At 63.2% G+C, this 19,853-nt stretch carries 21 protein-coding genes and 1 other RNA gene; 17 read left to right on the top strand and 5 right to left on the bottom strand.

Going from position 1 to position 19,853, the window contains the following annotated elements; genetic code table 11:
- Window positions 1-64 precede the first annotated feature (64 nt).
- Window positions 65-1,915: a BTAD domain-containing putative transcriptional regulator gene (locus G5V57_RS32325; protein WP_371744693.1), complete on the top strand. Its 1,851-nt coding sequence runs from the start codon at window positions 65-67 to the stop codon at window positions 1,913-1,915.
- A 39-nt stretch (window positions 1,916-1,954) separates the two neighbouring features.
- On the opposite strand, the gene G5V57_RS32320 is transcribed toward G5V57_RS32325, so the two are convergent.
- Entirely contained in the window at window positions 1,955-2,467 is a 513-nt protein-coding gene (locus tag G5V57_RS32320) for a hypothetical protein (protein WP_165173122.1), read from the bottom strand.
- Between the two features lie 83 nt (window positions 2,468-2,550).
- Here G5V57_RS32320 and G5V57_RS32315 point away from each other — a divergent pair, with 83 nt between their 5' ends.
- Both G5V57_RS32315 and G5V57_RS32310 read left to right on the top strand, forming a co-directional pair.
- Complete coding sequence (locus G5V57_RS32315; protein WP_246737449.1) at window positions 2,551-3,294, top strand: molecular chaperone DjiA; 744 nt, start codon at window positions 2,551-2,553, stop codon at window positions 3,292-3,294.
- Between the two features lie 26 nt (window positions 3,295-3,320).
- On the top strand, window positions 3,321-4,043 hold the full coding sequence (locus G5V57_RS32310) for an N-acetylmuramoyl-L-alanine amidase (RefSeq protein ID WP_165174363.1): 723 nt from the start codon (window positions 3,321-3,323) through the stop codon (window positions 4,041-4,043).
- 6 nt (window positions 4,044-4,049) lie between these two features.
- On the opposite strand, the gene G5V57_RS32305 is transcribed toward G5V57_RS32310, so the two are convergent.
- From G5V57_RS32305 to G5V57_RS32295, 3 genes are all read right to left on the bottom strand, one after another.
- Window positions 4,050-4,508, bottom strand: coding sequence for a hypothetical protein (locus G5V57_RS32305; RefSeq protein ID WP_165173120.1), 459 nt, complete (start codon window positions 4,506-4,508; stop codon window positions 4,050-4,052).
- Between the two features lie 166 nt (window positions 4,509-4,674).
- A complete protein-coding gene (locus G5V57_RS32300; RefSeq protein WP_165173118.1) occupies window positions 4,675-4,980 on the bottom strand; it encodes a hypothetical protein in 306 nt (101 codons plus the stop codon).
- Window positions 4,977-5,363, bottom strand: coding sequence for a DUF4112 domain-containing protein (locus tag G5V57_RS32295; protein WP_165173116.1), 387 nt, complete (start codon window positions 5,361-5,363; stop codon window positions 4,977-4,979). Before G5V57_RS32295 ends, G5V57_RS32300 begins: the two co-directional genes overlap by 4 nt.
- 122 nt (window positions 5,364-5,485) lie before the next feature.
- Here G5V57_RS32295 and rnpB point away from each other — a divergent pair.
- From rnpB to G5V57_RS32245, 10 genes are all read left to right on the top strand, one after another.
- An RNA gene (rnpB, locus tag G5V57_RS32290) (RNase P RNA component class A) lies at window positions 5,486-5,869 on the top strand.
- A 231-nt stretch (window positions 5,870-6,100) separates the two neighbouring features.
- Window positions 6,101-7,594: a cytochrome-c oxidase, cbb3-type subunit I gene (gene ccoN, locus G5V57_RS32285; protein WP_165173114.1), complete on the top strand. Its 1,494-nt coding sequence runs from the start codon at window positions 6,101-6,103 to the stop codon at window positions 7,592-7,594.
- A gap of 16 nt (window positions 7,595-7,610) precedes the next feature.
- Entirely contained in the window at window positions 7,611-8,351 is a 741-nt protein-coding gene (gene ccoO / locus G5V57_RS32280; RefSeq protein ID WP_165173112.1) for a cytochrome-c oxidase, cbb3-type subunit II, read from the top strand.
- Between the two features lie 3 nt (window positions 8,352-8,354).
- Complete coding sequence (locus G5V57_RS32275; protein ID WP_165173110.1) at window positions 8,355-8,513, top strand: cbb3-type cytochrome c oxidase subunit 3; 159 nt, start codon at window positions 8,355-8,357, stop codon at window positions 8,511-8,513.
- Complete coding sequence (gene ccoP / locus G5V57_RS32270) at window positions 8,510-9,379, top strand: cytochrome-c oxidase, cbb3-type subunit III (RefSeq protein ID WP_165173108.1); 870 nt, start codon at window positions 8,510-8,512, stop codon at window positions 9,377-9,379. The genes G5V57_RS32275 and ccoP overlap by 4 nt, the downstream gene beginning before the upstream one ends.
- On the top strand, window positions 9,379-10,821 hold the full coding sequence (ccoG, locus tag G5V57_RS32265) for a cytochrome c oxidase accessory protein CcoG (protein ID WP_165173106.1): 1,443 nt from the start codon (window positions 9,379-9,381) through the stop codon (window positions 10,819-10,821). Before ccoP ends, ccoG begins: the two co-directional genes overlap by 1 nt.
- Window positions 10,818-11,300, top strand: a complete 483-nt coding sequence (locus G5V57_RS32260; RefSeq protein ID WP_165173104.1) for a FixH family protein — start codon at window positions 10,818-10,820, stop codon at window positions 11,298-11,300. Before ccoG ends, G5V57_RS32260 begins: the two co-directional genes overlap by 4 nt.
- Window positions 11,297-13,516, top strand: a complete 2,220-nt coding sequence (locus tag G5V57_RS32255) for a cation-translocating P-type ATPase (RefSeq protein ID WP_165173102.1) — start codon at window positions 11,297-11,299, stop codon at window positions 13,514-13,516. Before G5V57_RS32260 ends, G5V57_RS32255 begins: the two co-directional genes overlap by 4 nt.
- Window positions 13,513-13,707, top strand: a complete 195-nt coding sequence (gene ccoS, locus G5V57_RS32250; protein ID WP_165173100.1) for a cbb3-type cytochrome oxidase assembly protein CcoS — start codon at window positions 13,513-13,515, stop codon at window positions 13,705-13,707. Before G5V57_RS32255 ends, ccoS begins: the two co-directional genes overlap by 4 nt.
- Window positions 13,691-14,086 carry a hypothetical protein gene (locus G5V57_RS32245; RefSeq protein ID WP_165173090.1) on the top strand — a complete coding sequence of 132 codons (396 nt, stop codon included), beginning with the start codon at window positions 13,691-13,693 and terminating at the stop codon, window positions 14,084-14,086. The genes ccoS and G5V57_RS32245 overlap by 17 nt, the downstream gene beginning before the upstream one ends.
- Window positions 14,087-14,186: 100 nt before the next feature.
- On the opposite strand, the gene G5V57_RS32240 is transcribed toward G5V57_RS32245, so the two are convergent.
- Window positions 14,187-15,053 carry a methylenetetrahydrofolate reductase gene (locus tag G5V57_RS32240; RefSeq protein WP_206530138.1) on the bottom strand — a complete coding sequence of 289 codons (867 nt, stop codon included), beginning with the start codon at window positions 15,051-15,053 and terminating at the stop codon, window positions 14,187-14,189.
- A gap of 51 nt (window positions 15,054-15,104) precedes the next feature.
- Here G5V57_RS32240 and G5V57_RS32235 point away from each other — a divergent pair, with 51 nt between their 5' ends.
- The 4 genes from G5V57_RS32235 to G5V57_RS32220 all read left to right on the top strand — a co-directional run bounded on the left by G5V57_RS32235 (window position 15,105) and on the right by G5V57_RS32220 (window position 19,853).
- Complete coding sequence (locus tag G5V57_RS32235; RefSeq protein ID WP_165173088.1) at window positions 15,105-16,484, top strand: PLP-dependent aminotransferase family protein; 1,380 nt, start codon at window positions 15,105-15,107, stop codon at window positions 16,482-16,484.
- Between the two features lie 301 nt (window positions 16,485-16,785).
- Window positions 16,786-17,802 (top strand): 16S rRNA (cytosine(1402)-N(4))-methyltransferase RsmH, encoded by a 1,017-nt coding sequence (gene rsmH / locus G5V57_RS32230; protein WP_165173086.1) that lies wholly within the window; start codon window positions 16,786-16,788, stop codon window positions 17,800-17,802.
- A complete protein-coding gene (locus G5V57_RS32225; RefSeq protein ID WP_165173084.1) occupies window positions 17,802-18,152 on the top strand; it encodes a cell division protein FtsL in 351 nt (116 codons plus the stop codon). The genes rsmH and G5V57_RS32225 overlap by 1 nt, the downstream gene beginning before the upstream one ends.
- Window positions 18,153-18,158: 6 nt before the next feature.
- On the top strand, window positions 18,159-19,853 hold the full coding sequence (locus G5V57_RS32220) for a penicillin-binding protein 2 (RefSeq protein WP_246737753.1): 1,695 nt from the start codon (window positions 18,159-18,161) through the stop codon (window positions 19,851-19,853).

The following is a 19,853-nucleotide window of genomic DNA, read 5'->3' as shown; positions in this document are numbered from 1 at the left end:
ACCGCTCGAGCTGACGGGTCGGAAAGGCCCGGCGATCATAGCCTATCTGGCCCGATGCCCCGGAATGACCGCCACGCGGGAGAAGGTGGCCGATCTCCTATGGAGCGACAGCGACAGCGAACATTCTCGAAATAGCCTGCGGCAGACTTTGAGCGTTCTGCGCCAGGATCTGTCGTCTTTGGGCGCCGCCATCCTGCACAGCAACAAGGACACTATCGGCCTGAGCGCAATCGACACCGATGCGGCTATCCTGGAAATGTCGCCGTCGGTCCGTTCGGGAAGCCAGCTCGAGGAGGCGACCTCCGTCTATACCGGGCCCTTTCTGGATGGCTTCTTCGCGGGCAGCAGCACCTTCGAGGATTGGGCTGCCGTCGAGCGCGAGAAACTTCTCGTTATCGCCATAGGCTCTCTCGAAAAACTGGCCCGGTTGGTGGATGTGGAAAAGGGGCTGGCCATCGCCCTGCGCCTTCTGGCTCTGGATCCGACCCGCGAAGCATCATACCGGCTGAAAATGGAGCTTCTCGCTTTGAGCGGCCAGCGCGACCGGGCCGTCCGCACTTTCGAATCCTGCCGTGTCATGCTGCAAAAGGAGTTCGGGGTCGACGTAAGCCCTGAGACAAGAAGGCTGTGGCAGTCCTTGCTGGTTGGCCCGGACCCCCAACTTCTCTCATCGGCGCCAATGCAGATGAGCAGCGCGGCCGATGCCGCCAGCTGGAAGAAGCCATCCGTCGGGGTTCTGGGCTTCGTGAACCTCACCGCCGAGCGCGGCGAGACCTATTTTGCCAAAGGACTGGTCCAGGACATCGCGACTGCGCTTTCGCAGCAGCGCGATTACGCGATCGTGACCGAGCTTCCGACATTCACCACAGAGACGGGGAGCCTGGATGTCCGCCGCATCGCCACGACCTACAATGTGCAATATCTGTTGAATGGCAGCGTGCAGCGTGTCGCTGACGATCTCAGGGTCAATGTCCAGCTCATCGACACGGCGAACGGGCAAAATGTCTGGGCCGAGCGTTTCGACGGGCGAGTACAGGAAGGCCTTGAGTTCCAGGACCGGATCGCGCAGTCGGTCATGGTCGCCCTCGGTATAGAATTGCAGCTGACCAGCTGGAAAGTGCGCGACAAGAGCCCGCCCGGCAGCCCGGAGGTGCGGCGCCTGATCAATCAGGCGCTCACGAAATACTACGAGATGACCAAGGCATCCCTGCAAGCCGCCATGCGCCTGGCCGAACAGGCTCTGACTATCGATCCAGACAATCCCCGTGCCATGCGAACCTTGTCGATCGCTATCTCGGTCGGTCCGGCTTTCGGCGCGTTGCCCAACATGCGGGAGCATACCGACAGAGCCATTTCGCTTGCCGAGAGCGCCGCCAAGGCGGTGCCGGATGATGAGATTGCGCGTTGCTTCTTGGCTTACGCCCTTTCAAGCACGGGACGCATCGAGGAGGCCGTTGTGGAATTGCGCCATGCGATCGCCCTCAATCCCAATTATGCACATGCTCATGGCGACCTCGCCATTCTCTACGCTCTCCAGGGGCAGACCGAAGATGCCTTGCACCAAACGAACGAATCCATCAGGCTTGGCCCTCTCGGCTCGACCGAATTTTGGCGGCATCACAGCATTGTCGTCGCCAAATTCGGCAACGGAGACGATCGTGAGGCCCTGGAAGCCGCACGCAAGGTGGTGCGCACAAGACAAGGCTTCATCCCCGGGGCGCTTTACTGGGCGGCGGCGGCAATGGCGACGGGCAATGACGAGGAAGCCTCACGAGCCGTTCATCACTGTCTTTCCCAGATTCCGGAGCTCAGCCTCGCCAATGTGTCGCCGGGATATGTCCCGCGCTATGCCAGCGACAAGAATCATCAGAAATTCCTGACCATGCTGTCACGCGCCGGCCTTCCGGAATCATAGGAGATGAGATCAATCTGAAGTGATCGACATCCGGTTGCGTCACGAGGCGCTGTCGCAGGCCTTGGCGATCTGGCGCTCGACCGCCTTGCGGATCTTGTCTTCGAAATCGCCATTCTTGGCGATGAGCTTGCCGATCTCACCATGTGGCTCGACCTTGAAATCGGTCACGGCACAATCCTTGTTAGCGACCTCGACCATCACGTCAAAGCTCTCATCCACGCTGATCTGGACCTTCTCGTCCTCGTCAGTCTGGCAGGCGACATAGACGGTCGCCTCGATCTTGCGGCTGGAATCGGAGGTGCAATAGTCGAGCTTCTCGACACGCACCGTCTTGGTCTGGTCGATCTTGACCTTGACCTTGAACAGGCCGGCATCGACCTTCTGCTTAAGGCCCTTGCACAGCTTTGCCTTCTCGATCAGCGGTTTGACGACCTCGGAGACAGCGGCACTGTCGGGTCCGCCGCAGGCGAATTCACTGGCCGCCATGGCGGGCCAGGAAACCGTGTACAGACCCAAGGCCAAGGCGCCGGCGGCAATAACTGCAAGTTTCATGAGACCATCCCTGTCACAAGGCGAGACTCGCCGTCAATTGCGGGGAAATTCAGACCGCCTGTAACGAAGCGTTTCAGCTGGTCATGCGTCATATGCCCCCGCTGGCGCTTGCCGCCGAATCCACTATGCTGCGCCGCGATATGTCCATCTGGTCCCGCATCAGCCTCACAATTACGGCCATCGGCGATTCGATTTCGGCTTTCCTCGCGAAGATCACTGCGCCGCGTCCGAGCCCCGAAATGTCGATCGCCTTCACCATCGGCGTCATCGCGCTCGGGGCAAAGATGGCGAAGGCCGACGGTGTGGTCACGGGCGCTGAGATCGCCGCCTTCAAGCAGGTCTTCCGGGTGCCCGACCGCGAGCTCTCGGGTGTGGCGCGTGTGTTCAATCTCGCCAAGCAGGATGTCGCGGGATATGACGCCTATGCGCGGCAATTGGCGCGGCTCTTCGCCAACCGCCCGCAAGTTCTGGAAGACGTGATCGACAGCCTGTTCCATATCGCCAAGGCCGACGGCGCTGTGCATGAGCGCGAGCTCGCCTTTCTCGCCAGCGTGGCAGAGATATTCGGCTTCAGCGAGCGTGATTTCGCCCGCATCAAAGCGCGTCATCTCCCGCCCGCCAAAGACGACCCCTATGTCATACTGGGCATCGAGGCCTTCGCCAGCGACGACGAGCTGCGCAAGCACTATCGCAAGCTGGTGCGCGACAACCATCCCGACAAGCATATCGCCGCCGGCGTGCCGGCCGAGATGATCGAAGTCGCGACCGAGCGACTGGCGCGGATCAATGCCGCCTATGAATCGGTCGCCAGGGAGCGCGGCCTGTGAAGGGATCGGCGCTCCGCCACCGTGTCATGCCATCGCCCAATGTCGAGCCGCGTCAGGATGGCAAGACAGTCCGCATCCTGCTTCTGCACTATACCGGCATGGACGACGCGGAGCGGGCCTGCGCCTGGCTGTGCGATCCGATCTCAAAAGTATCCTGCCACTATCTCGTCGATGCAGAGGGCCGCATCACGCAAATGGTCGACGAGGACCTGCGTGCCTGGCACGCCGGCCAGTCGATCTGGAAGGGGGAACACGATATCAATTCCTGTTCGATCGGCATCGAGATCCACAATCCGGGGCATGACAACGGCTATCCGGATTTCCCGCCGGCGCAGCAGGCGGCGGTCGGCGCGCTCGGCCTCGACATCGTCCGCCGGCACCGGATCGCGCCCGAGCACGTGCTCGCCCATTCCGACGTGGCGCCGCGGCGCAAGATCGATCCGGGCGAGAAATTCGACTGGAGGGACCTGCACGAGCAGGGGCTCGGCCACTGGGTGGCGCCACATCCTCTCGGCGGCGGGCAGTTCTTTCAAATGGGCGACAGCGGCGATGCCGTCGAGGCGCTGCAGGCGATGCTGGCGCTCTATGGCTATGGGATCGACATCACCGGCGAATTCGATGCCGATACGAAGGCCGTGGTCGGCGCCTTCCAGCGGCATTTCCGCCCTGAGCGCGTCGACGGCATCGCCGACCGATCGACGATCGAGACCCTGCGCCGTCTCATCGACGCCTTGCCGGACAGCACCTGATCGCGTTCAGCTCTTGCCGCAGGCGCGGACCAGGCTTTCGAAATCGGCGCCCTCGAGCGGATATATGTTCTCTTCCGAATCGGTGCGGACCTGGAAACGATCGACCTTGCGCAGATCGGCGAAAAGCGGGTCATCGGCAAGAATCGCCGCCTCGGCGCTGATCGTGCCCGACATCTCGTTAGGCGCGGTGATGGCTTGATAGGGGAAATCCTTGCCGCCCACCGTGATGGTGAGCGTCACCTTCTGATCGGGCTCCAGATCATCGCCCGCCTCGGGAACGAAAATACGAATCTCGCCCGACCGCAAAGTGCAGCCGAAGCTCACCCCGGTATCCTCAGTTTCGGGAACGCCAAAGACGAGATAGGCATCCTCGTCTCCGGTGTCGAATAGCCATTCCCGTTCCTGAGCCCATGCCTGGCCGGCAGCGCAGATCATTAGCCCGGCCAGCAGATAACGCGTCAACATCTCGCCCTCTCCGGATGACAATCACCTGTGGGCCGGTCAAGCCCGAAGCGGCAGAGGTGATCGCAAATCTCCATTTCAGCACGTGATCGAACGGCACTCCCGTTTCTTGATCACGGCCAGTCCCGGCTGGAATCATAGCCGAGTTGCGAGGCAGCGATAAGCCCGTTCAGTTCTTGAAGGGAGGCTGAATTCCCGTTCCGGCGACGCCGGTCAGCTTGGTGATCACCCAGGCGACGGCGAGGATCGCCAGCGAAATGACGGCCCAGATGATGATGGCGGCGATCTCGCCGACATTCTGCAGGAGCAGCACAACCCAGTTGAGCAATTCGACGGTCTCGGCGGTGCCCCCGACCTTATCGGCATTGTTGGCGGCAAAGCCGGTGAGCGCGTTGATCAGCCAGTAACCGACTGCGGCGACCGCGCTCCACAGGCCGACGCAGAGCCAGGCGATGATCCACACGATATTCTTCACACTCTTCTCTCCCGTTCCAAATGCTCGAGCAGCAGTTTCAGGTTTCGCGTATTCGACTTAAAGAATAAGTCGAAAATATCCCCCGCCACCGGGATGGCGCCGAGGCCGGTATCGATGGCGACATTGCCGATCATGCGCGCAACGACACGCGGCGGCGCGCCGAAGCGCACGGCCTCCATGAGTGCGTAGGCCGAAATGCCAAGCGCCAGGACGTCGCCCGCGCCCGGAATGAAGCCGAGCACAGAATCGGCGCCGAAACGGATCCTTGTACCCGGAATCCGCAGAGCCGTATCCATGACGCGGGCGAGGCTCCTTAGCCGCGCCAGGCGGCGGGCATGATCGTCAAGGCCGAAGTCGGCGGCCGTGGCGGCAAAGGTCGTCATCTTTCTCCTGGTCCCCGTCCTGATCGCGCTCGGGAGACGGGCCATAGATGGTGAAGCCGCCCGCCGATTCAATCAGCTTTAAGCGTTGACGTGCGGGCCTTGGGCTTCTACCTCTCGCATCGCCAGCTGGCCGGATGGCCGCCGGGGAGGCCGCGAGGCCTTCCGGGAGGAAAGTCCGGGCTCCATGGAAATACGGTGCCGGGTAACGCCCGGCGGGGGTGACCCCAGGGATAGTGCCACAGAGAACAGACCGCTTCAGATCAGTCCGAAGCAAGGGTGAAACGGTGCGGCAAGAGCGCACCGCGCGGCCGGCAACGGGCGCGGCACGGTAAACCCCACCGGGAGCAAGACCGAATAGGGGCGGCATGGGCTTCGGCCCAGGGGCATTTTCAACCCGCCGCCCGGGTTGGTCGCGCGAAGCGCATGGCAACATGCGCTCCAGATGAATGGTCATCCAGCGTCCGCGAGGATGCGGACAGAACCCGGCTTATAGGCCAGCTGGCACTATTCCACTCAGCCTGCGGCAAATTGTATGGCTACGTTACGGCAGCCATACAAGCGCTCCTCATTTGCCGCCTTGTTGCTATTTTGGCCAAATGCTGGGTCCATAACGTCGCAGGCCGTGCCTGACGCCCGCGTGAAATCGTCACCTTGTCTGGATTCAGTGTCCGGGTATCTGTATGGGCAGTGTCCATACTTGATGGACCAATGTGTCTTTTTCTCAATTGGGTGCGGTAATGCATGGAACGGTCGGGCTCGAAAGCCGGGCGCAAGCCAGTCAGGGCTATGAAGCCATTCCGGGCTATAATGAACAGATCGTTCGCTGGTTCACGCTGGCGACCGTCGTGTGGGCGCTGGTCGGCCTCGCGGCCGGCCTCTTCATCGCTCTCCAGCTTACTTTTCCGTCGCTCAATTTCGGCGAATACGGCACCTTCGGCCGGCTGCGCCCCGTGCACATATCGGGCGTCGTCTTCGCCTTCGCCGGCAACGCGCTGTTCGCGACATCCCTTTATATCGTGCAGCGGACCTGCCAGGTTGGCCTGTGGGGCGGCCGCCAGGCCTCGATACTGGTGTTCTTCGGCTATCAGTTGTTCCTCGTCCTGGCGCTGACCGGTTATCCGCTCGGCATCACACAGAGCAAGGAATATGCGGAGCCGGAGTGGTACGCAGACCTGTTGCTGCTCGCCGTCTGGCTTGTCTATCTCGCGATCTTTACCGGAACGCTCGTGCGGCGGCGCGAACCGCATATCTATGTGGCCAACTGGTTCTTCCTCGCCTTCATCATCACCGTCGCCGTCCTTCATATCGTGAACAACCTGGCGATCCCGGTCTCGTTCGCCGGCACAAAGAGCTACTCCTATTTCGCCGGCGTGCAGGATGCGCTCATCCAGTGGTGGTACGGCCACAACATGATCGGCTTCTTCCTGACCGCCGGCTTCATCGGAATGATGTACTATTTCGTTCCCAAGCAGGCGGGGCGGCCGATTTATTCCTACCGTCTGTCGATCGTCCACTTCTGGGCGCTGATCTTCCTCTATATCTGGGCCGGGCCGCACCATCTCCATTACAGCGCCTTGCCGGACTGGGCGCAGACGCTCGGCATGGCCTTCTCGATCATGCTGTGGATGCCGTCCTGGGGCGGCATGATCAACGGCATCATGACGCTGTCGGGCGCCTGGGGGAAACTGCGCACCGATCCCATTCTGCGGTTCCTGGTCGTCGCGGTCGCCTTCTACGGCATGGCAACCTTCGAAGGACCGCTGATGTCGATTCGCTCGGTGAATGCGCTCAGCCATTACACGGACTGGACAGTCGGTCATGTCCATTCGGGCGCGCTCGGCTGGGTCGCCTTCATGGTCTTCGGCGCGGTCTACTATCTCGTTCCACGCCTGTGGCGCGCTCCCTTGTGGTCGCATCGCCTTGTCGAGTGGCATTTCTGGATCGCGACGGTGGCGATCGTCCTCTACATCAGCGCGTTGTGGGTGGCGGGCATCGCTCAAGGACTGATGTGGCGCGCCTATGACCAGTTCGGCTTCCTGCAGTATTCCTTCGCCGACAGCGTCGCGATGCTGCACCCCTATTATCTGGTCCGTGCGCTTGGCGGCCTCCTCTATCTAATCGGCGCGGTACTGATGGCGATCAACGTCTTCATGACGATCCGCCGGTCGAAGTCCAAGGAAAGCCAGACCCGAAACAGCGAGCGGCTGAGCCAGCCCGCGTTCCAAAACTAAAGATCACAGGTCAATCATGGCGACGAACAACGAAAAGAAACTCACGCACGGCACGATCGAACGGTCGACGACGCTGCTCTTCGTGCTTTGCTTTCTCGTCATCGCGATCGGCGGGCTCGTCGAGGTCGTACCGCTGTTTCGTCTCGAAGAGACGATCACGCCGGTTAAGGGAGTCAGGCCTTATTCGCCGCTCGAGCAACTCGGCCGCAACATCTATACGCGCGAAGGCTGCTACACCTGTCACAGCCAGCAGATCAGGCCGTTCCGGGACGAAGTGGAGCGCTACGGCCATTACTCGATCGCCGCGGAAAGCATGTATGACCATCCGTTCCTGTGGGGATCGAAGCGCACAGGCCCCGATCTGGCGCGCGTCGGCGGCAAATATTCGAATGCCTGGCATGTCGCCCATCTCGTCAATCCGCGCGACGTGGTGCCGGTGTCGATCATGCCGTCCTATGCGTTCCTTCTGGACCGCGAACTGAAGTTTGACGACATATCCGATAATCTGCGCGCGCTGCGCAATGCCGGCGTTCCTTATGACAGCAAGGCGGTCGTCGAAGCGGCCAATGACGTGCGCGCGCAGGCCACGGGCGAGAATGCCGATGCCGTGCTGGCGCGCTATCCCGGCGCCAAGATCGGCGACTTCGACGGCAAGCCCGATCGCATCACCGAGATGGATGCGCTCGTCGCCTACATGCAGATGCTGGGGACGCTGGTCGACTTCTCCGATGTCCGTCTGGACGAGCAGAAGGAGTAGGTCATGTCGCAATCCATCATCACAACTCTCCTCAATGGCTGGCTGGTGGCGGCATTCATCCTGTTCGTCGTCATCCTGTGGCGAACATTCCGACCGGCGGCCCGGTCGGAGATGGAACGCAATGCCCGCATCCCCTTCGAACGGGAAGGAGACGAGTCATGAGCGCCCCTGATCGCGATCCGCTGACCGGACAGGTGACGACCGGACATGAATGGGACGGCATCCAGGAGCTGAGGACACCTATTCCGAACTGGTGGATCGTCACCTTCGTCGTGACCTGGGTCATTTCGGTTGGCTATCTGGCGCTCTATCCCTCTTTCGCCACCAGCAAAAGCTATGCGCCCGGCCTGCTTGGCTGGTCGAGTTCCAAGGAGCTCAAGGAGGCGACGGATCAGGCGCTCGAGGCGCAATCGATCTGGCGCCAGAAGCTGCTGACGGTACCGCTCGATCAGATCGAGAGCGATGACGAGCTGCGCCGCTTCGCGGTCGCCGGTGGCCAGGCCGCGTTCAACGAAAACTGTGCCGCCTGTCACGGGGTCGGCGCCGGCGGACAGATCGGGGAATTCCCGGCGCTCGTCGACGACGACTGGCTGTGGGGCGGCAAGATCACCGACATCCACAAGACGATCACGCACGGCGTGCGCAGCGACAACCCGCAAGCGCATCAAGGCGACATGCCCGCTTTCGGCGACATGCTGACGAACGCGGAAATCGCCGCAGTCGCGGATCATGTGCTGAGCCTGGCGGATCGTTCGCAGAATGCGCTGCGCGCCAGCATGCCCGGGGCGGCGATCTTCGCGGAGAACTGCGCCTCCTGTCACGGCGCGCAGGGTGATGGAAATCGCGAGCTGGGCGCGCCCAGGCTCGACGACGCCATCTGGCTTTACGGGAACAGCCGCGAGGAAGTGATCCGCCAGATCACCAGCCCGAGGATGGGGCAGATGCCCGCCTGGGAAAACCGGCTCGACGAAGCCACGATCCGGATGCTCGCTGTCTATGTCCACACTCTGGGCGGAGGAGAACGCTGATGACCATGACGCTGGTCGACACCGTTTCGCGGCGCCGGCCGGCGCGCTTGCCGGTGCCTCAGAAGGTCAGCGGTAGATACCGGACGATAAAGACGGTTCTCGCCACTCTGTTGCTGACTTTGTTCTTCGTCACGCCGTGGCTGCGCTGGGACAGGGGACCGCTCCTGCCGGATCAGGCTGTCCTCTTCGACCTGCCGGGACGCCGGCTGTTTCTCCTCGGCCTCGAATTCTGGCCACAGGATCTGCCGATCGCGGTGGGTATCCTCATCTTCGCCGCCTTCGGCCTCTTCGGCACGACCTTGCTCGCCGGCCGGGTGTGGTGCGGCTTCGCCTGTCCACAGACAGTTTGGACCGATCTGTTCTTCGGCGTCAGCCGCCTATGCGAGCGGTTGCTCGGACGCGGCACGCTCATCTCGACCGTCGCGAAGACGGCGATATGGATCGTCATCGGCGTGCTGACCGGTTTCGGCTTCGCCGCCTACTTCAATGATGCGCCGACGCTGCCGGGCGCTTTCCTCAGCGGGACAGCTCCGATCGCGGCCTATGTCACCATGGGGCTGCTGACGATGACCACCTGGCTGCTCGCGGCGTATGCCAGGGAACGCGTCTGTCTCCATATGTGTCCCTGGCCGCGCTTCCAGGCAGCTCTTTTGGACAAGGACAGCCTGGTCGTCACGTATCAGCGCTGGCGGGGCGAGCCCCGGGGCAAGAAAAAGCTCCCGCTTCGCCCCGAGCTCAAGGACCTGTCCACGCTCATTCGCGAAGCGACATCCTTCGACAACGCGCGCGGCGACTGCATCGATTGCCAGCGCTGCGTGAATGTCTGCCCGACCGGCGTCGACATCCGCGACGGCCTGCAGATGGGATGCATCGGCTGCGGGCTGTGCATCGATGCCTGTGACGACGTGATGGCCAAGATCGAGCGCACGAGTGGCCTCATCCGCTTCGATGTGGAAGGCTCGGAAAGGGCGGGATCCGTCAAGGCAGGGGCGCTGCGGCTGCTGCGCGCCAAATCCGTTCTCTACGCCTCCTTGTGCCTCGCGGCGCTCGGCGGCATCGTCTTCGGCATCGTCTCGATGAGCGGTATCCAGCTCGACGTGGAGCCGCAGCGCAATCCGCCCTTCGTCCAGTTGTCGGACGGATCGGTGCGCAACGACTTCAGCCTCAGGCTGGCACATCGTCTGGGGAGGCTGGAGCGTGTGCAGATCTCGAGCGAGGGTTTGCCCGGCGCCAGCCTGCGGCTCGCCTCGGCGGAGACATCGGACAGAGTTCTCGTCGCCGATCTCGTTGGAACCCGGCAGCTCAGTGACCGGCTCTTCATCACGGCGCCGGCGGGACATGCGCCGCAAGGCCGCGCCGCGATCCGTGTCGTGTTCGCCGACCCCGACACAGGGGCGGAGCTCGGCGCGGTCGACACTTATTTCTGGGGTCCGGCGCAATGAGCGAGAAGCGGAAGGATCTGTGGATTCCAGCCTGCTTCGTTCTCTTTTTCGTGGGACTGGCCGGGCTCGAAGCGTGGTTCGTCCTGCTGGCCAACCGCACCTTCAGCGGCCTGGTAACCGACAATGCCTATGCGGTGGGGCTGAAATACGATGATGTCCTGGCGCAGCGCGAGGCCGAGCGCGAGCTCGGCTGGTCGACCAATCTGAACTTCGTTCAGCAAGGCGGGCTCGTGGGCCGGCTCACTCTCGCCGTGACCGACCGGGACGGCATTCCGCTGGACACCCCGAATGTGCGAGCCACCGCCGAGCGCATGACGCGCTTTCCGCAAATCCAAACCGTCAACTTCCTGCGCCAGAAGGCCGGCATCTATGTCGCGGACCTGAAGGTTCCACTCGCCGGGCGCTGGTTCGTGCGGCTCAGGGTGGAGCAGGCCGGGCGCTCGGTGCATGCGATCAAGGAGGTCGATGTCCTGCCATGAGCGCCGGGGTGAGCGTGGCCACGCCTTTCCCAGATATGTCGCCAACCGCGGGCATGCTGACGGCATTCGTCGAGTCTGACAGGCGGAAGCATCATCTCAGCCTGCTGGTCGAGGGCGTGCATTGCGCCAACTGCATCCGCAGGATCGAGACCCGCCTCAAGCAGGATCCGAAGGTCACGAGTGCGCGCGTCAATCTCTCCCTGCGCCGGCTCAGCGTCGACTGGACCGGCGATGCGGATCATGCCGAGAAGATCGGAGAGGCCGTCAGTTCGCTGGGTTATGGAATAGCGCCCTTCGAGCCCGGGATGCTCAGCGCCAGCGACACGCGGATGGGCAGGGAGCTGCTGCGCTGCCTGGCCATCGCCGGTTTCGCCTCGTCGAATGTGATGATGCTCGCCTGGGCGGTGTGGGCGGGACAGGTCGACGGGATGGCGACGAACACGCAGGCCCTGTTCAACTGGCTGTCGGCGCTCGTCGCCGTGCCGGCCCTTGCGATCGCGGGGCGGCCTTTCTTCCGTTCGGCCTTCGCCGCACTGAAAGCGCGCCGCACCAATATCGACGTCCCGATCGTGGCCGCCCTTCTCCTGGCAACGATCATGAGCCTGGTCGAATTGATCAGACAGGGGCCGGATGTCTATTTCGACAGCGTCGCCACGCTGCTCTTCGTTCTTCTGATCGGTCGCTATCTGGATCTCCGGGTCAGAGCACGGTCGCGAGAGGCGATCGAAAGACTGGTCATGCTGCAGGCGCGGCATGCCACGGTGGTCGATGCCGATGGCCGCGCCTCGGTGGTGCCGGCAGCGTCTGTCGAGCCCGGCATGTCGGTGCTCGTCGCGCCCGGCGAAACCGTGCCCGTGGACGGCCGCATCACGCAAGGAGAGGCGTCCGTCGATACGGTCGCGGTGACCGGAGAATCACTGCCGATCGAGCTGCGCGCCGGCGATGAAGTGCTCGCCGGCTCGATCGTGATGACGACGCCTCTTCATATCGTGGCAAGCCGGACAGCCGCGACGAGCCATCTGGCCGACATCCTGCGTCTCGTCGAGCAGGCGCAATTGCGAAAAGGGCAGGCCGGGAATCTCGCCGATAAAGTCGCCGCATTCTGGACTCCAGCTGTGCATGTCGTGGCGCTTGCCACCTTCTTCGGCTGGTGGCTGATCGCGGGCGCCGGTCCGGCCACGGCTCTGGTTTATGCGGTCTGCGTGCTCATCATCGCCTGTCCCTGCGCAATTGGCATAGCGGGTCCGGTGGTACAGGTCGCCGCCACCGGTGGATTGCTGAAACGCGGCGTGCTGATCAAGTCCGGCGACGCACTCGAGCGGCTGGCCGCTATCGACGGCGTTGCGTTCGACAAGACAGGGACGCTGACGATGGGCCGGCCCGAGCTCATCGAGGCGCCACTGGATGCCGAGACGAGGGCACTCGCGGCCTCGCTCGTGGCGCAGAGCAAACATCCCTTCGCGCGGGCGCTCGCGCGGCGACTGGGCGCGGCGCCGACGCTTGCGGGGACGATCGAGGTTCCGGGCGCTGGACTCAGCGCCGAGGTGGATGGGACGACCGTCCGGCTCGGCAGTGCCGCCTTCTGCGGCCTCGACATCGTGGCGCAGGACGCCGCCAGCGAAGTCTGGCTCGCGGTGCCTGGGCGCCCCCCGGCGCGCTTCGTGCTGGCGGATGCCGTCAGACCGGAGGCACGAGACACTGTCGCCTATTTCGAGAATGCCGGAATCGAGACCACTATACTCTCCGGCGACCGGGCGCCGGCGGTCGCGCACTGCGCGGCGGAAGTCGGCATCCGGGCGCATAGCGGCAAATTGAAACCGGCAGACAAGGCGACGGTTCTGGCCAGCTGGGTGGCTGAAGGCCGGAAGATCCTCATGGTCGGTGATGGTCTGAACGACGCGCCGGCGCTGGCGCAGGCGCATGTGTCGGCAAGCTTCGGCCACGGCGTTGCCGCCACGCAGGCGACGGCCGACATCGTGCTGCCGGCCAACCGCCTGTCAGCCATCATGCTGGCGCATCGGACCGCCCGCCGCGCCGTGATGATCATCCGGCAGAATCTTGGCTTTGCCGCGCTCTACAATGTCGTGCTGATCCCGGTGGCCGTCCTGGGATTTGCCACGCCGCTGATCGCGGCCGCCGCGATGTCGGCGAGCTCAATCGCGGTCACGCTCAATGCGCTGCGCGCCCGCCCGCCGGCGGAAGGAGGCGTCACATGAGTCCGCTGCTCTTCCTCATTCCCATCGCCCTGGCGCTCGGCGGTCTCGGCCTTGTCGCGTTTCTGTGGACGCTTCGCGACGGCCAATATGAGGACCTCGACGGCGCGGCTGAACGCATCTTTCTCGACGACGACGATCCACAACGATTTCACGAACGACAACAGGATGTATCTCATGACAATGAGAAGTAATACTTTCAGCCTGCTTCTGACCGCAGCGATGGCGCCGGTCTTCGGCTGGCTCTATGCGGGCGGATGGGGCGCGGTGCTGGCTCTTTTGGCCTGGCTCGTGTTCTATGTGCTGCCGCGTACGACCGGGGTACGGTTGCTGGGTTTCCTCTACAGCGAGTTCTTTACGGAGAAACAGTTGCCTCTGACGATGATCAACATCACTATGGCGATCATCCTCGGGACGTTGCTGTTCGGCATGGATGTGGCCCTTTACGCGGCCCTGGTCGGTGTGCCGGTCGTCGTGCTGACCTTGACTGTCGTGGCGCTCGAGCCCGATGAGGAGGCAAAGGGCGAAGCGATCCCGGTCACCACCGAAAGCAAGACGACCCGGCGAGACTAGAGCGCCGGCCGTTCTGATAGAAGCGCTCCGGCGCTCTATCTCGCTAATTGGAGCATCGGATTTACCCGAAAACCGCTTCGCACTTTTCGGTCCGATGCTTCTATGCTGTCACGCTGACGGCGTGCCGGTTCATCCAGCGCACGCCGTCGGCGATCCCGCCAAAGGGATAGAGGTGGTAGAGAATAGCGCCGACATCGCGCTTCTCCATCCCGTGCAAAAGCCGTTCGAAGAAGCGCTCCGGTCCGACGCGATGGACGAGCTGCGCGAGCGAGAAACCATAGCGACGCGCGATGCCGGCGGATGCCGCAACGCCGAACTGCCGGGCGAAGCGCAGGAGCTTGCCGACATCGGTGGGGCCCGGCACGCCGATCCTCACCGGAGTATCGAAGCCTTCGTGGCGCAATTGCTCGATCCATCTCAAGACGGTGTCGGCATCGAAACCGAATTGGGTTGTAATCTCGACCGAGCAGCCGGCGTCCGCGAGAAAGCTGAGCTTCCATTTGAGGGCTTCCCAGAGCGCGGCATCGGCGATCCTGGGATGGCCCTCGGGATAGGCGACGATGCCGACATGACGAATGCCATGACGCTCGATCACGCCGCTTCTCAGGAGCTCGAGGGAATCTGGATAAGGCCCGGCAGGACTCGCCGGATCGCCGCCGACGAGGAGAAATCGCTTCGGCCTGACCTCTATGATCAGCTCACTGACAAGAGTGTCGAGATCCTGCTGCGACAAGAGCCGCCGCGATGAAATGATCGGCACCGGCTCGAAGCCGCAAGCACGGATCACGCGAGCCGCCGTGATCCTCTGCGCATGCGTTTCATTTCCGAGAAAGGCAATATTGACCGGTGTCCCCGCAGGTATATCGGCCTGCGATGCCTCGAGCTGAGCGATGTCCTTGCCGGTCACCTCCAGCGCGTAGGGGGCCGCTGGGCCGCGATGCTGCTCTTCCATCGGCGGGCCATACATGGTAGCCTAATTGTATGTCAATAAACCATACATAAAAAATGAGGGAGTGAAATGTGGCGACCGCGACTGACTGACAGCGCCCGGATGAAATATCTGGGGATTGTCGAAGCGCTCGAGGCCGATGTCCGATCGGGCCGAATTGCGCGAGGGGAAAGGCTGCCGCCGCAGCGCGCCATCGCCGATGCGCTCGATGTGGATCTCACCACCGTGACGCGCGCTTTCAATGAAGCGCGCCGACGCGGCCTGGTCGAGGCGCAGGCCGGGCGCGGCACCTTCATTACCGAAAGGCTCGCGGGCAGCGCGCCCGTCGAGCATTTCCGGCCGCTGATCGATCTGAGCATGAATATTCCCCCCCAGCCTGCGGCTGCCAATCTGCGCAAAGCCTTCCCGCAGGGAATCGCCGAGCTCTTGGGGAGCAACCGCGGCATGCTGAGCCTGCATTATCACGAGAGCACCGGCACGGAGCCCGACCGCCATGCCGCGGCGAACTGGCTGGCGCAGCGGCTCGACGGCGTGGCCGCGGAGCGCGTTGTCGTCGCGGGGGGCGCGCAGAGCGCGCTCTTCGCCATCTGCGAGTTGCTGCTCGGCCGTGGCGATGTGGTGGTCGCGGGAGAAATGACTTATCCGGGGCTTAAGGCAATCGCCATTCAGAAGGGGCTCATGCTGGAGCCTCTCGCCATGGACGGGCAGGGCATACTGCCCGATGCCTTCGAAAAGGCCTGCCGGGAGAAATCGCCCAAGGCGCTCTATCTCATACCGAGCATCGACAACCCGACGACGGCGACCATGCCGGAGGATCGGCGGCGCAAGATCGCGGCGCTGGCGCAGCAGCATGGCGTGGCGATCATCGAGGACGATCCATATGCACCGCTGCGGCCGGAGCGGATCGTCACCATGGCGGCGCTTGCCGGCGCGATCACCTGGCATATCGCGACACTGTCGAAATGCGCTACCCCCGCCTTGCGCGTCGCTTATGTGGTGGCGCCCAACGCGACCAAGGCGCTGCGGCTCGCTGGGGTGCTCCGAGCGACAATCCTGATGGCGCCGCCTTTGATGTCGGCGCTGGCGAGCCGCTGGATCGCCGACGGCACGCTCGACGAGATCATCCGGGCGATCCGCGCCGAGAATGTCGAGCGCCAGAAACTCGCGGCCGCGATCCTCGGAGATGCGGCATACGCTGCCGATCCGTATGGGCACCACCTCTGGCTGCGCCTCGCCGGCCAATGGCATGCCGCGGACTTCGCCGAGCATGCCGACCGGGCCGGCGTCTCGATCGTGCCGAGCTCGGTGTTCTCGGTCGCGGCCCATCCCACCGAGGCGGTCAGGCTGTCGCTGGGAATCGCGCCGGACCGGGGAGCCCTCGAAGACGGCCTCAGCCAGCTTGCCAGCCTCCTGTCGCAGCCCTCGGTCGCGGCGCGCACGATGGTCTAGATCACGATGAGTTTGGATTGGATCAATCCAAACTCATAGACGTGATCGATTCAAATTTTCTAGCGCGGGATTCTCGCGAAAAACCGGTGCCCACTTTTTCGCACCCCGCGCTATGCTAGCGATCTCTCGCGCTTGCGCGCCTCGGCCGATTGAACGCCGCGTCACAGTGCCGGAGCGGATCCCTGCCAGCGTCGCCACGGAGGTCTATTCTCTGTGGCTAAGTCCGCTCAGCGAAACGATTTGTTAAGGCGCCACGGAGCATTGTCGGAATCTCATTAGTAATCTGTTCACCGTACCGAAAATGGCTTCGCCCTTGCCCAGCGCAGATGCCCGGCACAAGCCGGTGATGCTCGCGGAAGTGCTGTCGGCGCTCGCGCCGCGCGACGGCGGCATCTATGTCGACGGCACCTTCGGTGCCGGCGGCTATACGCGTGGGCTTCTCACCGCCGCCGACTGCAGGGTCCTCGCCATCGACCGAGACCCCGACGCGATCACCGGCGGGACGGCGCTGGTCGCCGCCTTCCCAGAACGGCTGACGCTGGTCGAAGGCCACTTCAGCGATATGGAAAACCTTGCGGAACGCTTCGGCATCACAATGATCGACGGCGCCACCCTCGATATCGGCGTCTCCTCGATGCAGATCGATCAGGCGGCGCGCGGCTTCTCCTTCGCCAAGGACGGTCCCCTCGACATGCGGATGAGCCAGTCCGGTCTCTCGGCGGCGGATATCGTGAATGCGGCCGAAGCGGGCCAGCTGACCCGTATCATCGGCGTGCTCGGCGAGGAGCGCAAAGCCCGCGCCATCGCCCATGCCATCGTCAAAGCGCGCAGCGAAGCGCCGATCCGCACTACCCAGGAGCTGGTGCGCGCCATCGAGCGCGCCACCGGGCGTCAGCGCCCGCAGGACCGCATTCATCCGGCCACGCGCACCTTCCAGGCCTTGCGCATCTATGTAAACAGGGAGCTCGAGGAGCTCGGCCTCGCGCTGGCGGCGGCCGAACGACTGCTCAAGCCCGGCGGGCGCCTGGCGGTCGTCACCTTCCATTCGCTGGAAGACCGGATCGTCAAGCGCTTCTTCGCCGAGCGCAGCGGCAAGACGCCTTCGTCCTCACGCCACATGCCGGGGCGTGAAGCGGGGGAAGAAGCGCGTTTCATTCCCGTCTTCCGGGGGCATCAGGAAGCGAGCGTGGCCGAGACGGCGGACAATCCGCGCGCCCGCTCGGCAAAGTTGCGCGCCGGCGAGCGCACCTCGGCGCCAGCACTGGCTCTCAATCTCGAAGATATCGCGGTTCCATCGGTCGAAGGGCGGCGCAACTGATGCTCAGAGCATTCAATGCATGTCTGGTCGTGGCGGTCCTCGTCTCCGCCTATGTGCTCTATTCACTGGAGCATTCCATTCGCGGCATCGAGCGGCAGATCGCGCGCTCGAACGCCGCCATCGCCAACGAGAAGGAGACGATCGGGCTTCTCAATGCCGAATGGTCGAGCCTGATCAGGCCGGATCGCCTGCAGCGGCTCGCCGAGCAATATCTCGAGCTGAAGCGCATATCGCCCGATCAATTCGTGAAGATCAACGAGCTCGCGACGCGCATTCCCGACGAACCTCCGGTCAAGCTGGAGGAGCAGGGCAAGGACGCGATCGGCGACATTCTAAAGGCGATGGAGTGAGGCGTGATGCTGTTTTCAATGCGCCAGGACGGAAGCCTCGCCGGACGCAATCGTCTGCGGCTGGTGAACTTCGGATTCGTCATGTTCTTCGTGGCGATCGCCTCGCAACTCGCCAATCTCACTTTGTGGCAGCAGCGCCCCGAGAAGCCGGTCATCGAATATAGCGAGCGGGTGCCGCGGCCCGACATCGTCGATCGCAATGGCGTGGTTCTGGCAACCGATGTTTCCGTATTCTCGCTCTATGCCGATCCGCGCAAGATCCTCGATGTCGACGAGGCGGTCGAACTCTTGACCGCCACCGTGCCGAGCTTCGATGCCAAGTCGCTGCGCCAGAAGCTGTCGCAGCCCAACCGTGCGTTCATGTGGCTCAAGCGCGAAGTGAGTCCGTCGGAGCGCGAGGCCATCCACAATCTCGGCATTCCCGGACTTGGCTTCCGGGCCGAAACCAAACGCGTCTATCCGATGGGCCGGCTGGCCAGCCATGTGCTGGGCTATGTCGATCTCGATTCCAAGGGCATCGCCGGCATCGAGAAATTCCTCGACGATCAGGGCGCGCTCTATACCGCCTCGCTCGGCGAGGACAATACGCGCGCCATGCCGGCGGTGCTCTCGATCGACATCCGCGTCCAGCACGCGTTGGCCGACGAGCTCGCCAAGGGCATCGCCAAGTTCCGCGCCCTGGCGGGCGGCGCCATCGTTCTCGATATGCGCAGCGGCGAAGTGCTGGGCCTGGTGTCACTGCCCGATTTCAATCCCAATCAGGAAAACAAGAATTTCACCTTCGACCAGGCCAACCGGATGACGAGCGGCGTCTTCGAGCTGGGTTCGGTCATCAAGGCGGTGTCCTTCGCCATGGCGCTGGACTATGGCACTGCTACCCTCGCGAGCCAGTTCGATGCCCGCGCGCCGCTGGTCATCGGGCGTGCCGCCATCCACGACTTCCAGCCGACAAGGCGGATTCTGACGCTGCCCGAGGTCTTCACCAACTCCTCCAATATCGGCACGGCTCGCATGGTGCTCGCCGTCGATCAGGAACGGCACCAGGCATTCCTGCGCCGGGTCGGACTGATGGATCGGCTCGTGACGGAGCTACCGGAAAACGCCAAGCCGATCCTGCCCAAGCGCTGGGGCAGACTGGTCCAGGCGACCGTCGCCTTTGGCCACGGTTTTGCCGTACAGCCCCTGCAAGGAGCCCAGGTGGTAGCGGGTTTGCTCAATGGCGGAAATATGCTTCCGGTGACGTTCCTCAAGCGCGACGCAGCTGATGCGCAGGCGCTGGCGAAGCGCGTGGTGAAGCCCGAAACCAGCGAGAAGCTGCGCTATCTGTTCAGGCTCAACGGGCTCGAAGGCAGTGCGCGCAGCGCCAACGCCAAAGCCCCCGGCTACCGTATCGGCGGCAAGACGGGCACGGCCGAGAAGGTCGTCAACGGACGCTACGACAAGACCAAGAACCTTACCGTTTTCACGGGCGCCTTTCCGATGGATAACCCGCAATATGTCGTCATGGTGATGATGGACGAGCCGCAGGCAACCCCCGAGACCTACGGCTTCTCGACCTCGGGCTGGAACGCGGTGCCCACCGCCGGCAACATCATCGCCCGCATCGCGCCGTTGCTCGGCGTCGAGCCGGAGCTCACCGATGCCGAGCGCAAGGAGATCGCCAAGCAGCAGGCGAAAGCGTTGAAGGAAGGCAGGACCTGA

It is taken from the genome of Nordella sp. HKS 07 (genome assembly GCF_011046735.1).
Taxonomy (GTDB): domain Bacteria; phylum Pseudomonadota; class Alphaproteobacteria; order Rhizobiales; family Aestuariivirgaceae; genus Taklimakanibacter.
This window is presented reverse-complemented; position numbering and strand designations above follow the sequence as displayed.